This window comes from Sphaerotilus sp. (genome assembly GCF_034519685.1).
Taxonomy (GTDB): domain Bacteria; phylum Pseudomonadota; class Gammaproteobacteria; order Burkholderiales; family Burkholderiaceae_C; genus Sphaerotilus.
On the sequence record NZ_JAXHOF010000006.1, the window covers coordinates 523,414 to 535,876 of the forward strand.

15 protein-coding genes are annotated in these 12,463 nt (G+C 68.9%); 11 read left to right on the plus strand and 4 right to left on the minus strand.

From position 1 onward, the window contains the following. Positions 1-32 precede the first annotated feature (32 nt). Genes U5O44_RS13605 through U5O44_RS13650 form a run of 10 tightly spaced genes read left to right on the plus strand, consistent with a single transcriptional unit; the run spans position 33 to position 6,801 of the window. Positions 33-614, plus strand: coding sequence for a YqgE/AlgH family protein (locus U5O44_RS13605; protein WP_322588995.1), 582 nt, complete (start codon positions 33-35; stop codon positions 612-614). Beyond that, positions 611-1,057 carry a Holliday junction resolvase RuvX gene (gene ruvX / locus U5O44_RS13610; RefSeq protein WP_322588996.1) on the plus strand — a complete coding sequence of 149 codons (447 nt, stop codon included), beginning with the start codon at positions 611-613 and terminating at the stop codon, positions 1,055-1,057. Before U5O44_RS13605 ends, ruvX begins: the two co-directional genes overlap by 4 nt. After that, positions 1,054-1,572: a bifunctional pyr operon transcriptional regulator/uracil phosphoribosyltransferase PyrR gene (pyrR, locus tag U5O44_RS13615; protein WP_322588997.1), complete on the plus strand. Its 519-nt coding sequence runs from the start codon at positions 1,054-1,056 to the stop codon at positions 1,570-1,572. Before ruvX ends, pyrR begins: the two co-directional genes overlap by 4 nt. Then, positions 1,572-2,534, plus strand: a complete 963-nt coding sequence (locus tag U5O44_RS13620; RefSeq protein WP_322588998.1) for an aspartate carbamoyltransferase catalytic subunit — start codon at positions 1,572-1,574, stop codon at positions 2,532-2,534. The genes pyrR and U5O44_RS13620 overlap by 1 nt, the downstream gene beginning before the upstream one ends. Next, positions 2,531-3,838 carry a dihydroorotase gene (locus U5O44_RS13625; protein WP_322588999.1) on the plus strand — a complete coding sequence of 436 codons (1,308 nt, stop codon included), beginning with the start codon at positions 2,531-2,533 and terminating at the stop codon, positions 3,836-3,838. Before U5O44_RS13620 ends, U5O44_RS13625 begins: the two co-directional genes overlap by 4 nt. Next, complete coding sequence (locus tag U5O44_RS13630; RefSeq protein WP_322589000.1) at positions 3,838-4,605, plus strand: lysophospholipid acyltransferase family protein; 768 nt, start codon at positions 3,838-3,840, stop codon at positions 4,603-4,605. Before U5O44_RS13625 ends, U5O44_RS13630 begins: the two co-directional genes overlap by 1 nt. Before the next feature lie 24 nt (positions 4,606-4,629). Then, on the plus strand, positions 4,630-4,953 hold the full coding sequence (locus U5O44_RS13635; RefSeq protein ID WP_322589001.1) for a DUF1840 domain-containing protein: 324 nt from the start codon (positions 4,630-4,632) through the stop codon (positions 4,951-4,953). A 41-nt stretch (positions 4,954-4,994) separates the two neighbouring features. Next, positions 4,995-5,630, plus strand: coding sequence for a YbhB/YbcL family Raf kinase inhibitor-like protein (locus U5O44_RS13640; protein WP_322589002.1), 636 nt, complete (start codon positions 4,995-4,997; stop codon positions 5,628-5,630). Between the two features lie 4 nt (positions 5,631-5,634). Beyond that, entirely contained in the window at positions 5,635-6,327 is a 693-nt protein-coding gene (locus U5O44_RS13645; protein ID WP_322589003.1) for a histidine phosphatase family protein, read from the plus strand. A 33-nt stretch (positions 6,328-6,360) separates the two neighbouring features. Continuing rightward, entirely contained in the window at positions 6,361-6,801 is a 441-nt protein-coding gene (locus tag U5O44_RS13650) for a hypothetical protein (RefSeq protein ID WP_322589004.1), read from the plus strand. A gap of 33 nt (positions 6,802-6,834) precedes the next feature. Here the strand turns inward: U5O44_RS13650 and ruvB are convergent, their stop codons facing one another. The 4 genes from ruvB to U5O44_RS13670 form a co-directional block, all read right to left on the minus strand. After that, complete coding sequence (gene ruvB, locus U5O44_RS13655) at positions 6,835-7,911, minus strand: Holliday junction branch migration DNA helicase RuvB (protein WP_322589005.1); 1,077 nt, start codon at positions 7,909-7,911, stop codon at positions 6,835-6,837. A 58-nt stretch (positions 7,912-7,969) separates the two neighbouring features. After that, on the minus strand, positions 7,970-8,545 hold the full coding sequence (ruvA, locus tag U5O44_RS13660; protein ID WP_322589006.1) for a Holliday junction branch migration protein RuvA: 576 nt from the start codon (positions 8,543-8,545) through the stop codon (positions 7,970-7,972). Positions 8,546-8,599: 54 nt separating this feature from the next. Beyond that, positions 8,600-9,271, minus strand: coding sequence for a response regulator transcription factor (locus U5O44_RS13665; RefSeq protein ID WP_322589007.1), 672 nt, complete (start codon positions 9,269-9,271; stop codon positions 8,600-8,602). Between the two features lie 106 nt (positions 9,272-9,377). Further along, entirely contained in the window at positions 9,378-11,330 is a 1,953-nt protein-coding gene (locus U5O44_RS13670; RefSeq protein ID WP_322589008.1) for a sensor histidine kinase, read from the minus strand. Between the two features lie 120 nt (positions 11,331-11,450). Here U5O44_RS13670 and U5O44_RS13675 point away from each other — a divergent pair, with 120 nt between their 5' ends. Continuing rightward, on the plus strand, positions 11,451-12,461 hold the full coding sequence (locus U5O44_RS13675) for a PhoH family protein (RefSeq protein ID WP_322589009.1): 1,011 nt from the start codon (positions 11,451-11,453) through the stop codon (positions 12,459-12,461). The last annotated feature ends 2 nt before the right edge of the window (positions 12,462-12,463 follow it).

Below are 12,463 nucleotides of genomic sequence, written 5' to 3' on the forward strand. Positions count from 1 at the left end.
CGCCAGTTTGCGCGATCGGTACAATCCGCGCCATGTCCGCCCTTGGCCGTATCAACCTCACCAACCAGTTCCTGATCGCCATGCCTGGCATGGCGGACGACAGCTTTGCCGGCTCGGTCGTCTACCTGTGCGAGCACACCGAACGCGGTGCGCTGGGCCTGGTGATCAACAAACCCATCGACATCACGGTCAGCAACCTGTTCGAGCGCGTGGACATGACGCTCGACCGCCCGGACCTGGCCGACACGCCGGTGTACTACGGCGGTCCGGTGCAGACCGAGCGCGGTTTCGTGCTCCATGACCGCCCGGCCGATGACCACCCGCCCTACACCTCGTCGCTGTCCGTCCCGGGCGGACTGGCGATGACGACCAGCCGCGACGTGCTCGAAGCGATGTCGGGCGGCGAAGGGCCGAAGCGCGTGCTGATCACGCTGGGCTACGCCGGCTGGGGTGCCGGGCAGCTCGAAGACGAGATGGCGCGCAATGGCTGGCTCAACGTCGACGCCGACCCTGCCGTCATCTTCGACACGCCTGTCGCACAGCGTTACCACCGGGCGCTGGCGCTGCTCGGGGTCGATCCGGCGATGCTGTCGCACGACGCGGGACACGCATGACCGCGGCGGACACCCCGCCCGCGCGCCCGTCGCCGCCTCCCCGCCCGCCCCAGACCTTCCTGGCCTTCGACTACGGCCTCAAACGCACCGGCGTGGCCAGTGGCAACCGCTTGCTCGGCCACGGTTCGCCGCTGACCACCGTCACGGCCGAGGGTGACGCCCGTTTCGTGAAGATCGCGGCGCTGATCCGGGAATGGCAGCCGGACGCGCTGGTGGTGGGCATCCCCTTCCATCCGGACGGTGCCGCCCACGACAATACCCGCCGCGCGCAGCGCTTCGCCCGCCAGCTACAGGGACGTTTCCGCCTGCCGGTGTTCGAGGTCGACGAGCGCTACAGCACCACCGAGGTGCTGGCCAGTGGGGCGCGCGATGCCGACGCGGCGGCGGCGGCCCTGTTGCTCACGCAATACCTGGACGAACAAGAACGAAAGGAATCCCGATGAGTCTGCACCTTGACGCCGAGGCGCTCTACACCGAGCTGCTCGCCGGTGTGCGCGGCCTGATCGTGCCCGATGTGGTGCTGGTGGGCGTGTGGTCGGGCGGGGCCTGGCTGGCCGAGCGCCTGCAGCGCGACCTGGGCCTGGTCACACCGCACGGCGTGATCTCCAGCACCATGCACCGTGACGACTTCGGTTCGCGCGGCCTGGGCTCGACCACCGACGCGACCAACCTGCCGTTCTCGGTCGATGGCCGCCCGATCGTGCTGATCGACGACGTGCTCTACACCGGCCGCACCATCCGCGCCGTGCTCAACGAGCTGTTCGACTTCGGGCGGCCAGCGTCGGTGCAGCTCGCGGTGCTGGTGGACCGGGGCGGGCGCCAGTTGCCGATCCAGGCCGCGTTCGCCGCGTCACGGCTGGTGCTGCCTTCGACGCAGCAGCTCTCGCTCGACCGCGACGAGGCCGGCCGTTTCCGCTTCACCGTCCAGGACATCGCAAATTCCCAGGAGGCCCGCTGATGCTGTCGCGCCGCAACCCCCAGCTCAACAAGCACGGCGAGCTGATCCACCTGCTGTCGATCGAGGGCCTGCCCAAGGCGGTGCTGCACCACATCCTCGACACCGCGTCCACCTTCCTGTCGGTCAGTGACCGCGAGGTGAAGAAGGTGCCGCTGCTGCGCGGCAAGTCGGTGTTCAACCTGTTCTTCGAGAACTCGACCCGCACCCGCACCACCTTCGAGATCGCCGCCAAGCGCCTGAGCGCGGACGTGATCAACCTCGACATCGCCAAGTCGAGCGCGTCCAAGGGCGAAAGCCTGCTCGACACGATCGCCAACCTGTCGGCGATGCACGCCGACATGTTCGTGGTCCGCCACAGCGAGTCGGGCGCGCCCTACCTGATCGCGCAGCACTGCGCCCCGCATGTCCACGTCGTCAACGCCGGCGACGGCCGCCACGCGCACCCCACGCAGGGGCTGCTCGACATGTACACGATCCGCCACTACAAGAAGGACTTCACCAAGCTCCGGGTGGCCATCGTCGGCGACATCGTCCACAGCCGCGTGGCGCGCTCGGACATCCACGCGCTGACGACGCTGGGCGTGCCGGAGATCCGTGCCGTCGGGCCGAAGACGCTGGTGCCGGGCGACCTGCGCGAGATGGGCGTGCGGGTCTGCCACGACATGGCCGAAGGCATCAAGGACGCCGACGTCATCATCATGCTGCGCCTGCAGAACGAGCGCATGAGCGGCGCGATGCTGCCGAGCGCGGGTGAGTTCTTCAAGAGCTACGGCCTGACCGAGGACAAGCTCGCGCTGGCCGCGCCGGACGCGATCGTGATGCACCCGGGCCCGATCAACCGGGGTGTGGAAATCGACTCGTCGGTCGCCGACGGGCAGCACAGCGTGATCCTGCCGCAGGTGACCTTCGGCATCGCGGTGCGCATGGCGGTGATGTCGATCATCGCGGGGAACGAAGCATGAAGATCCTGATCAAGAACGGCCGCGTGATCGACCCGGCCTCCGGACGCGACGAGGTCACGGACGTGGCGATCGCCGCCGGGCGCATCGTCGGCATCGGCCGCACGCCCGCTGATTTCCACCCGAACCGCACGCTGGATGCTGCGGGCTGCGTCGTCGCGCCCGGCCTTGTCGATCTGGCCGCCCGCCTGCGCGAGCCGGGGCAGGAGCAGAAAGGCATGCTGGAGAGCGAGCTGAACGCCGCCGCCGCCGGTGGTGTCACCAGCCTCGTCTGCCCGCCCGACACCGACCCCGCGCTCGACGAGCCGGGGCTGGTCGAGATGCTCAAGTTCCGCGCCCGCAAGCTGTCGCTGTGCCGGCTGTTCCCGCTGGGCGCGCTGACCAAGGGGCTCAAGGGCGAGACGCTGACCGAGATGGTCGAGCTGACCGAGGCGGGCTGCGTCGGCTTCTCGCAGGCGGACGTGGCGGTGCGCGACACGCTGGTGCTGCAGCGCGCGATGCTCTACGCCTCGACCCACGGCTACACCGTCTGGCTGCGCCCGCAGGACTACTGGCTCGGCAAGGGCGTCGCCGCCAGCGGCGGGGTTGCCACGCGCATGGGCCTGTCCGGCGTGCCGGTGGCGGCCGAGACGATCGCGCTGCACACGATCTTCGAGCTGATGCGCTCGACCGGCGCGCGGGTCCACCTGTGCCGGCTGTCGAGCGCGGCGGGGGTCGAACTGCTGCGCCGCGCCAAGGCGGAAGGCCTGCCGGTGACGGCCGATGTCAGCATCAACTCGCTGCACCTGACCGAGATCGACATCGGTTATTTCAACCCCGCCATGCGCCTGACGCCGCCGCTGCGCCAGGGCCGCGACCGCGACGCGCTGCGCGCCGCGCTGGCCGACGGCACGATCGACGCGCTGGTCTCCGACCACACGCCGGTCGAAGGCGACGCCAAGACACTGCCCTTCGCCGAGGCCGAGCCAGGTGCCACCGGGCTGGAGCTGCTGCTGAGCATGGCGCTGAAGTGGGGCGCCGACGCGGGCCTCGCGCTGCCGGCGACGCTGGCGCGGGTCACGTCCGACCCGGTGCGCGTGCTGGGCGATGCGCTGGGATCGCTGTCGTCGAGCGCGGGGCGGCTGGTCGAGGGCGGCGTGGCCGATGTCTGCGTGTTCGATCCCGAGGCGCTGTGGCCAGTGACGCCGGACGCGCTGTGCAGCCAGGGCAAGTACACGCCGTTTGCCTTCGCCGACACCGGCATGGCGCTGCCCGGCCGCGTGCGCACCACGCTGGTGGCCGGCACCGTCGCGCACGAGCACCGCTGATGGCGTTCGGCCGCCGCCTCCGCGCCGCTGCACGGCTGGCGCGGGTGATGCTGCACATCTTCCACGGCCTGTTCATCGCGTGGCGCGAGTTCGACGGCGCCAGCGCCGCGCACCGCTGCGCCCGCATCCAGTGGTGGTCGGCCCGGCTGCTGATGCTGCTGGGCATCACCGTGCGGCCGAGCGGGCGTTTCCAGCCGGGGCCGCAACTGCTGGCCGCCAACCACGTCTCGTGGCTCGACATCATGGCCGTGCATTCGGTCTGTCCGCAGGCGCGTTTTGTCTCCAAGTCGGACGTGAAGGCGTGGCCGCTGCTCGGCTGGCTCATCGCGCAGGCGGGCACGCTGTTCATCGAGCGCGAGAGCAAGCGCGACGCGCTGCGGGTGGTCCACCAGGCGGCCGAGGCGCTGCGCGAGGGCGATACGGTGGCGTTCTTCCCGGAGGGCACCACATCGGACGGGCGCCACCTGCTGCCCTTCCACGCCAACCTGCTGCAGGCGGCGGTGAGCAGCGGCGCGCCGGTGCAGCCGATCGCCCTGCGCTTTTCGGAGCCGGGGCATGCCATCAGCCCGTCGGCGATCTACATCGGCGACACGACACTGCTCGACAGCCTGTGGACGATCGCCGGGGCGCGGGGCCTCGAAGTCCACGTCTCGGTGCTGGCCCCGATCGCGTCCGAAGGGTTGGACCGGCGCGCCCTGGTGCAGGCGGTGCGGGGCCGGATTGCCGCAGCACTCGGACTCGACGAGGCGGCGCACAATCCCGGCTGAACGGACACTGCCAAGGAATTCCCGATGCTCTACAAGTTCAAGTCCAAGGCTGCCGGCGATCTCATCATGACCGCGCCGGTCGGCGACCGGGTGATGAAGCTGGTGGGCCGCGATCCCGCACCACAGGGCATCTTCCTGCCGGCCCAGATGCCCGCAGCCATTGCTGCGCTGGAGCAGGGCATTGCCGACGAGGAGCGTGCCCGCCGCGAAGCCGAGGCTGAGGCGGCCGCCGAAGGCCGCACCTTGCCGCCGCCCAAGGAGGTCAGCCTGCGCCAGCGCGCCTGGCCGCTGATCGAGATGCTGCGGCGTGCCCACGCCGCGGACAAGGACATCGTCTGGGGCGTCTGAAGCACGCGCGCCGGATTCCACCGACCCCAAGGAGACACGACATGCACTTGCACAGCGACAGCCTGACCGAAGGCGCCCCCATTCCTGCCCGTTTTGCCGCCGGGCGCCCGGATGCGGCGAGCATCGTCACCTTCTCGGACAACATCAGCCCGCACCTGGCCTGGCGCGACCTGCCCGCGGGCACACGCTCGCTGGTGCTGGTCTGCCACGACCCGGACGTGCCGAGCCGCGGCGATGACGTGAACCAGACGGACCGCGAGGTGCCGGCCGACCTGCCGCGGGTGGACTTCTTCCACTGGGTGATGGTCGATCTGCCGGCGACGCTGACTGGTGTGGCCGAGGGCGAGTTCAGCCAAGGCTTCACCGCGCGCGGCAAACCCGGCCCGGCCACGCTGCACGGCGCCCGCCACGGCCTGAACGACTACACCGGCTGGTTCGCCGGCAACCCGGACATGGCCGGCGACTACTTCGGTTACGACGGCCCGCTCCCGCCGTTCAACGACAGCCTGCTGCACCACTACGTGTTCACGCTGTACGCGACCGACCTGGACCGCTGCCCGGTCGAGGGCGCATTCACCGGGGCGCAGGTGCGCGCGGCGATCGAAGGCCACGTGCTCGGTCAGGCCAGCCTCACCGGCCACTACACGCTGAACCACCGCCTCGGCGCCGGAGCCTGACCCGATGGGCCACGGCAGCAGCACCCGCATCCTGGCGATTCGCCACGGCGAGACGGCGTGGAACGTCGACACCCGCATCCAGGGCCAGCTCGACATCCCGCTGAACGACACCGGCTTCTGGCAGGCCGAGCGTGTCGCCGAGGCGCTGGCGGACGAAGACATCGCGGTGCTGTATGCGTCGGACCTGGTGCGCGCCGCCGAGACGGCCAACGCCATCTCGCGGCGCATCGGCCTGCCGGTGCTGCACGACGCGGGTCTGCGCGAGCGCCATTTCGGCCTGTTCCAGGGCCGCACGGTGGCCGAGATCGAGGCGATCCACCCGGAACTGGTGAAGCGCTGGAAGGCTCGCGAGCCGGATTTCGAGCCCGAGGGCGCCGAGTCGCTGCGCACGTTCTACGCCCGCTCGATCGACACCGCACACCGACTGGCCGCCGCGCACCCCGGGCAGACGGTGGTGCTGGTCGCGCACGGCGGCGTGCTCGACTGCCTCTACCGCGCCGCCTGCGGCATGCCGATCGAGGCGCCGCGCACCTGGCAGCTCGGCAATGCGAGCATCAACCGGCTGCTGTTCACCGGGGAGCGGCTGACGATGGTGGGGTGGGGGGATACGCAGCACCTGGAGGGGGCGGCGTTGGAAGAAAGCAGTGATGGGGGCATCGCCCGAAGGGGCGGGGTGGCGGCGCACGGGCTGTCCTGAACTGACCAATGATGCTCACAGGAGATCGAGAAGATGACGCTTCGGAGAATTGGTCTTCTGGATGGAAAGAACGCCATCGACTTTGCTGACAACTTCAAAATGACAGAAAGTGAATGGGTGACATCCAAGCTTGGGCAGCCACCGGAGCGTTTTGTGCCTGAAAACAGTCAATATGCCAACTACATGCTGAGGCAGATCGAAGCGCTGGAGTGGCGGCCTCTGGAGATCGCCCAAGGCGTATTCCCGCAACTTCAGGTGTATTGGCGGGACGCCGGTTCGGTTGATCTTGAAGGCGTTCGGGAAACGCTGTGGGCGTGGGTCGATGCCAATGGTGGTCCGAGGCCCACGGGCGACAAGAACATGATTCTTGTGCGCATGCTGCTTTGCTTGGCCTACGAAGACAACCGTGAACTCGAAGGCATGTCCTTCTTCGAGGATCTGGTGGCCAAGTACCACTCGATCCCGGCGTCGTGACCGGCTTTGCCTGACGCTGTCCCTCTGGGGTCGCTACTCGCCGAACAGATCGCCCGCCGCCCCCGGCGCCCCCGCCTTTGTCGGCGGGGTCACCCCCAGATGCCGATACGCTGCCAGCGTCGCGATCCGCCCGCGCGGCGTGCGCTGCAGATAGCCCTGCTGGATCAGGTACGGCTCGATCACGTCCTCGATCGTGCCCGAGTCCTCGCCGATCGCCGCCGCCACGTTGTCGAGCCCGACCGGCCCGCCGTCGAAGCGATGCACGATGGCTTCGAGCACCTTGCGGTCCATCACGTCGAAGCCTTTCGGATCGACATCCAGCATCGTCAGCGCCCGATCGGCGATCGACTTGACGATGCGCCCGTCGCCCTTGACCTCGGCGTAGTCGCGCACGCGGCGCAGCAGGCGGTTGGCGATGCGCGGTGTCCCCCGTGAGCGGCGGGCCAGTTCCATCGCGCCTTCCGCGTCGATCGGCGCGCCCATCAGCCCGGCCGAGCGCGTCACGATGCGGCAGAGTTCCTCGGGTGTGTAGAACTCCAGCCGCGCGATGATGCCGAAGCGGTCGCGCAGCGGGTTGGTCAGCATGCCGGCGCGGGTGGTGGCGCCGACCAGGGTGAACGGCTGCAGGTCGAGCTTGATCGAGCGCGCCGCCGGGCCTTCGCCGATCATGATGTCGATCTGGTAGTCCTCCAGCGCCGGGTACAGGATCTCCTCGACGACCGGGCTCAGCCGGTGGATCTCGTCGATGAAGAGCACATCGTTCTTCTCCAGGTTGGTCAGCATCGCCGCCAGATCCTTGGGTTTTTCCAGCACCGGCCCGCTCGTCTGGCGCAGGTTCACGCCCAGTTCGGCCGCGATGATGTGCGACAGCGTCGTCTTGCCGAGACCGGGTGGGCCGAAGAGCAGAACGTGGTCGAGTGCCTCGCTGCGCTTCTTGGCCGCGCCGATGAAGATCTCCAACTGCTCGCGCGCCTTGGCCTGGCCGACATACTCGTCGAGCAGTTTCGGGCGCAGGGCGCGCTCGATTGCCTCTTCTTGCGGGGTGCTCGGTGCCGCGCTGACGATGCGCTTGGACGGGGCGGGGGCGAAGTCGTCGGTCTGGATGGCCATGCGGGCGATTGTCCGTCAAAGGCCCGCTCGCCAGCGCTTGGCGGATGCGCAGGACTGGTTATTTCGCCAGTGATTTCAGCGCCGCCTTGATGCCGTCGCTCACCCCGATGTCCACCGGCAGCAGCTTGATCGCCGCCGCCGCTTCCTTCTCGTTGTAGCCCAGCGCGATCAGCGCCTGCACGATGTCGGACTGCGCATCGGTCTGCACCGCCGCGCCCGGCAGCGCGAGATCCGGCCCGAGCTTGCCCTTGAGTTCGAGCAGCAGCCGCTCGGCGGTCTTCTTGCCGATGCCGGGCACCTTGACGAGGCGGCCGGCCTGCTGCGTGCTGACGGCCTGCGCCAGCTCGCCCGCGCTCATGCCCGAGAGCACCGCCAGCGCGATGCGCGGGCCGACGCCGGTGATGCGGATGAGCTGGCGGAAGGTCTCGCGCTCGGCGGGCGTGAGGAAGCCGTAGAGCAGCTGCGCGTCCTCGCGCACGACGAAATGCGTGTGCAGCGTGACGCGCTCGCCGAGGTGCGGGAGGTTGTAGAAGGTGCTCATCGGGACATCGACTTCGTAGCCGATGCCGTTCACGTCGATGAGGATCTGGGGCGGGGATTTTTCCGCCAGGGTGCCGGTGAGTCGTCCGATCATGGGGCGCGATTATGCGGGGGGCGACCCGCCGGCTTGCGGGCCATTCGCCGTGGATCAGCGGCGGAACAGACCCAGTCGCTGCGCTTCGAGCGCGGCCTCGGCGCGCGAACTCACGTTGAGCTTGCGGTAGATCTGCTTGACGTAGTCGGCGATGGTGTGGCGGCTCAAGCCGAGCTGCACGCCGATTTCCGGCAGCGTGAAGCCCTTGGCCACCCGCAGCAGCACCTCGCGCTCGCGCTCGGTCAGCTGCACATTGGGCATCAGCGTGTCGGCGGCGGGGTAGGGCTGCAGCGCCGGCTTGTTGGCCTGGGCCGAGAAGTAGGAAATCATCCGGCGCGCGATCGACGGCGACAGCGGCGGCTCGCCCTGGCTGATGCGCTGCAGGTGTTCCATCAGCTGCTCGCGCGGCTGCTCCTTCAGCAGGTAGCCGTAGGCGCCGGCCTGCAGCGCGGGGAAGAGGTGGTCGTCGTCGTCGTGGATGGTGACCACCACCGACTGCGCATCCGGTTGCGACTCGCGCAGCGCCTGCACGACCTTCACGCCGGAGCCGTCCGGCAGGCCGAGGTCGATCATCGCCAGGTCGAAGCGGTGGGCGGTGACCTGTTGCAGCGCGTCGTGGACACGGGCCGATTCGACGACGTTCGAGCCCGGGAACACCTGCATCACCAGGGCACGCAGCCAGGCACGGATTTCGGGAAGGTCTTCAAGCAGCAGGATGGTTTTCATGGCGTTCCTCGGGCAAGCGGATGGCAGTGTGACGGCTATATCGACCCCGGATGAGCGGGGATGAATCTGGTTACGAAAATGACCGGATATCGTGATGTCCAGAACATCACAGCGGCAGCGTCAGACGGATCGTCGTGCCATAGCCGGGGCCGGATTCGACCAGGCACTGGCCCTGCAGCTGCTTGGCGCGGCCCTTCATCGTGGACATGCCGTGGCCGCGGTCGAGCTTGCCGTCCAGCTCCATCGGGATGCCCTTGCCGTTGTCGGAGATGGTCAGCTCGAAGTCGTTGATGTCCTGTCGGACCGTGATCTCGCAGTGGGTTGCGCCGCTGTGCTTGAGGATGTTGCTCACCGCTTCGCGCAGGATGCGGGTGGTCTGCACGTAGGCCCGCGCGCTCATCGCCCGCTCGCTCATCAGCAGGTCGTCGGAGGCGTTCCAGGTCAGCTCCACCCCGCCCTGCGACATGCGCATCATCACCTCACTGCGCCAGTCGCCCACGGCATCGCCGAGCTGCATCGCCCGCCCGCCCAGACCCCGAACCGACAGCCGCATCTCCTCCAGCGCTTCGCGGCCGAGGGTGGCGATGCGCTCGTTGTCACTGGTGTGGACGATCGTCAGCAGCTTGGCGCCGAGGTCATCGTGCAGGTCGGCGGCGATGCGCTTGCGTTCCTTGGCGGTGACCTGCTCGACACGCAGCTCGGCCATGTGGCTGTAGTTCTTCTCGATGTCGGCGGAGATCTCCTGCACGCGGCGCTCGGCCTGGGCGCGGCCCTGTTCGGCGCTGACCACCTCGCTGCGCAGTTGCTGGTACAGCCGCAGCACCATGCCGCTGAACATCACGATGGACGCCACGCTCAGCGAGTGGTTGCCCGGCAGCAGCAGATCCACCGGCACGAACAGCGACTCGATCACCAGCACGAACACGCCGGTGAGCAGCGCGGCGCCGACCACCCGGAAGTCGGCGGGCGAGTAGTTCCAGGCCCGGTACAGGAAGGCCACCACGGCCACGGCGACCTCCACCGACAGGATCACCATCCACGGGTGGGTGATGGTGCTGATGCGGTCCGGGGCGGCGATCACCAGGCTCAGCGGCACGACGATGCTCTGCAGCGCGATCGACAGCTCCAGCCAGCGCACCTTGATGCCGCTGTAGCGCATCAGGGACAGGACGCTCGCCACCGCCACGGGTGGCATCAGGGCGCCGATCAGCCATTCATGCGCCACGACGGAGATGGGCAGCCGCGCACCGGTGAGCAATGCGCACAGCAGCGCCCAGCCCACGCAGGCGGCACCGAAGTAACCCAGGTAGGCCAGCCGCGTCAGGGTCGCCAGGGTCAGCGATGCCGCGCCGACCAGCCCGGCCAGTAATGCCAGGGCCTGGGTGGCGCTGACATTGAAGGTCCGGGCGCGGCGCAGTTCCTCTTCCAGCACGTCCATGCGCCCGATGCGCACCGGCGGCAGGTAGCCCGCGTGTTCGCTCACGGCGACCTGCGAACGCACCTGGGCGGTGATCTGGATGTCGAGCTGGTTGTCGGTGCGCTTGAGCAGGGCCGGTGGCAGCGTGATCAGCACCGGGTCCAGACAGTTGAACGGCTGCGGCGCCGAGGCATTGCCGCGCGCGGCCAGGCGGTAGCCGTTGATGCGGACCTCGTAGGCGGCACACAGGCGCTCGAAGTACAGGCCCTGCAGCGTGGCCGGTGTCGGGCTCGGCGGCAGGTCGAAGCGGAGCTGGTACCACAGGGGCGCAGTGAATTTCGGCGAGTGGTCCCACTGGTCCGGCAGCGTGATCAGCCGGGCCGCGCCGGTGACCGGCACCTCGCGGGTCGGGGCGCGGACCACCACGGCATTGCGCACCGTGGTGATGCCATCCGGGCTGGGACGGCCGCCGATCTCCACCATCCACAGGCCGATCAGGATGAACGCCACCACCATCAGCCCCCAGCGTGCAGGGTGCAGCGCCACCAGCAGCGGTCGGCCACGGTCGGAGCCGAGGTTCCGGAGCTGGGTCAGCCAGCCGGGCGAAGGTACGGGGGGCGCTGGCGCGGGAGGCGTATCCACTGAAATGGTGAAATCCGGAAGAATGGGAGCCAAGCTTTTGATTCTGCCGGACCACAGGGGGACCGGGCGGGCGGTGACAATCACGCTCCCGGCCCTTGCCTCATAGTTCACATTCAACCCGTGATCCTGCGCCACGCATTCATCCCCCAGGACAACCGCCGGCTCGCGCATGTCTGCGGCGCGCTCGACGAGCACCTGCGCACCATCGAGGCCGCCTTCGATGTCAGCATCCGCCGCCGCAACGAATCGTTCCGCGTCGAGGGCGCGCGCCGCGCCGCCGAGCGGGCGGTGGCCCTGCTGCAGCAGCTCTACGACCGCGCTGCCGAGCCGATCGACGCCGCCGAGCTGCAGCTCTCGCTGGTGCAGGCGCTGCAGGACGAACCGCCGCCACTGCGCGTGGTGCATGCGGACGATCCGCCGGTCGAGGTCGGCGCCGAGCCCGAGATCGTGCTGCGCACCCGCCGCAGCGAACTCGCCGGCCGCACCCGCAACCAGACCGGCTACCTGCACAACATCCTCGCCCACGACATCACCTTCGGCCTTGGCCCGGCCGGCACGGGCAAGACCTTCCTGGCGGTGGCCTGCGCGGTCGATGCGCTGGAGCGCGGCTCGGTGCAGCGCATCATCCTCACCCGCCCGGCGGTCGAAGCGGGCGAGCGGCTCGGTTTCCTGCCCGGCGACCTGGCGCAGAAGGTGGACCCGTACTTGCGCCCGCTCTACGACGCGCTCTACGACCTGATGGGCATGGACCGCGTCGGCAAGGCGTTCGAGAAGGGCCAGATCGAGGTCGCCCCGCTGGCCTTCATGCGCGGGCGCACGCTCAACCACGCCTTCGTCATCCTCGATGAGGCGCAGAACACCACGCCCGAGCAGATGAAGATGTTCCTCACCCGCATCGGCTTCGGCAGCCGCTGCGTGGTGACGGGCGACACCAGCCAGGTGGACCTGCCCAAGGGTCAGATCAGCGGCTTGACCGACGCTGCGCGCATCCTGCGCGGCGTGCGCGGCATCGCGATGACCCATTTCACCTCTGCCGACGTGGTGCGCCACCCGCTCGTGGCCCGCATCGTCGAGGCCTACGACGCGGCGCGCCCCGCCCCCGCTGCTGACGACCGCTACCCGGAACGCTGAAC

Excerpts from the sequence above, each read along its gene's own strand:
- U5O44_RS13605 (WP_322588995.1), top strand. The coding sequence starts at position 33 with ATGTCCGCCCTTGGCCGTATCAACCTCACCAACCAGTTCCTGATCGCC.
- ruvX (WP_322588996.1), top strand. The coding sequence starts at position 611 with ATGACCGCGGCGGACACCCCGCCCGCGCGCCCGTCGCCGCCTCCCCGC.
- pyrR (WP_322588997.1), top strand. The coding sequence starts at position 1,054 with ATGAGTCTGCACCTTGACGCCGAGGCGCTCTACACCGAGCTGCTCGCC.
- U5O44_RS13620 (WP_322588998.1), top strand. The coding sequence starts at position 1,572 with ATGCTGTCGCGCCGCAACCCCCAGCTCAACAAGCACGGCGAGCTGATC.
- U5O44_RS13625 (WP_322588999.1), top strand. The coding sequence starts at position 2,531 with ATGAAGATCCTGATCAAGAACGGCCGCGTGATCGACCCGGCCTCCGGA.
- U5O44_RS13630 (WP_322589000.1), top strand. The coding sequence starts at position 3,838 with ATGGCGTTCGGCCGCCGCCTCCGCGCCGCTGCACGGCTGGCGCGGGTG.
- U5O44_RS13635 (WP_322589001.1), top strand. The coding sequence starts at position 4,630 with ATGCTCTACAAGTTCAAGTCCAAGGCTGCCGGCGATCTCATCATGACC.
- U5O44_RS13640 (WP_322589002.1), top strand. The coding sequence starts at position 4,995 with ATGCACTTGCACAGCGACAGCCTGACCGAAGGCGCCCCCATTCCTGCC.
- U5O44_RS13645 (WP_322589003.1), top strand. The coding sequence starts at position 5,635 with ATGGGCCACGGCAGCAGCACCCGCATCCTGGCGATTCGCCACGGCGAG.
- U5O44_RS13650 (WP_322589004.1), top strand. The coding sequence starts at position 6,361 with ATGACGCTTCGGAGAATTGGTCTTCTGGATGGAAAGAACGCCATCGAC.
- ruvB (WP_322589005.1), bottom strand. The coding sequence starts at position 7,911 with ATGGCCATCCAGACCGACGACTTCGCCCCCGCCCCGTCCAAGCGCATC.
- ruvA (WP_322589006.1), bottom strand. The coding sequence starts at position 8,545 with ATGATCGGACGACTCACCGGCACCCTGGCGGAAAAATCCCCGCCCCAG.
- U5O44_RS13665 (WP_322589007.1), bottom strand. The coding sequence starts at position 9,271 with ATGAAAACCATCCTGCTGCTTGAAGACCTTCCCGAAATCCGTGCCTGG.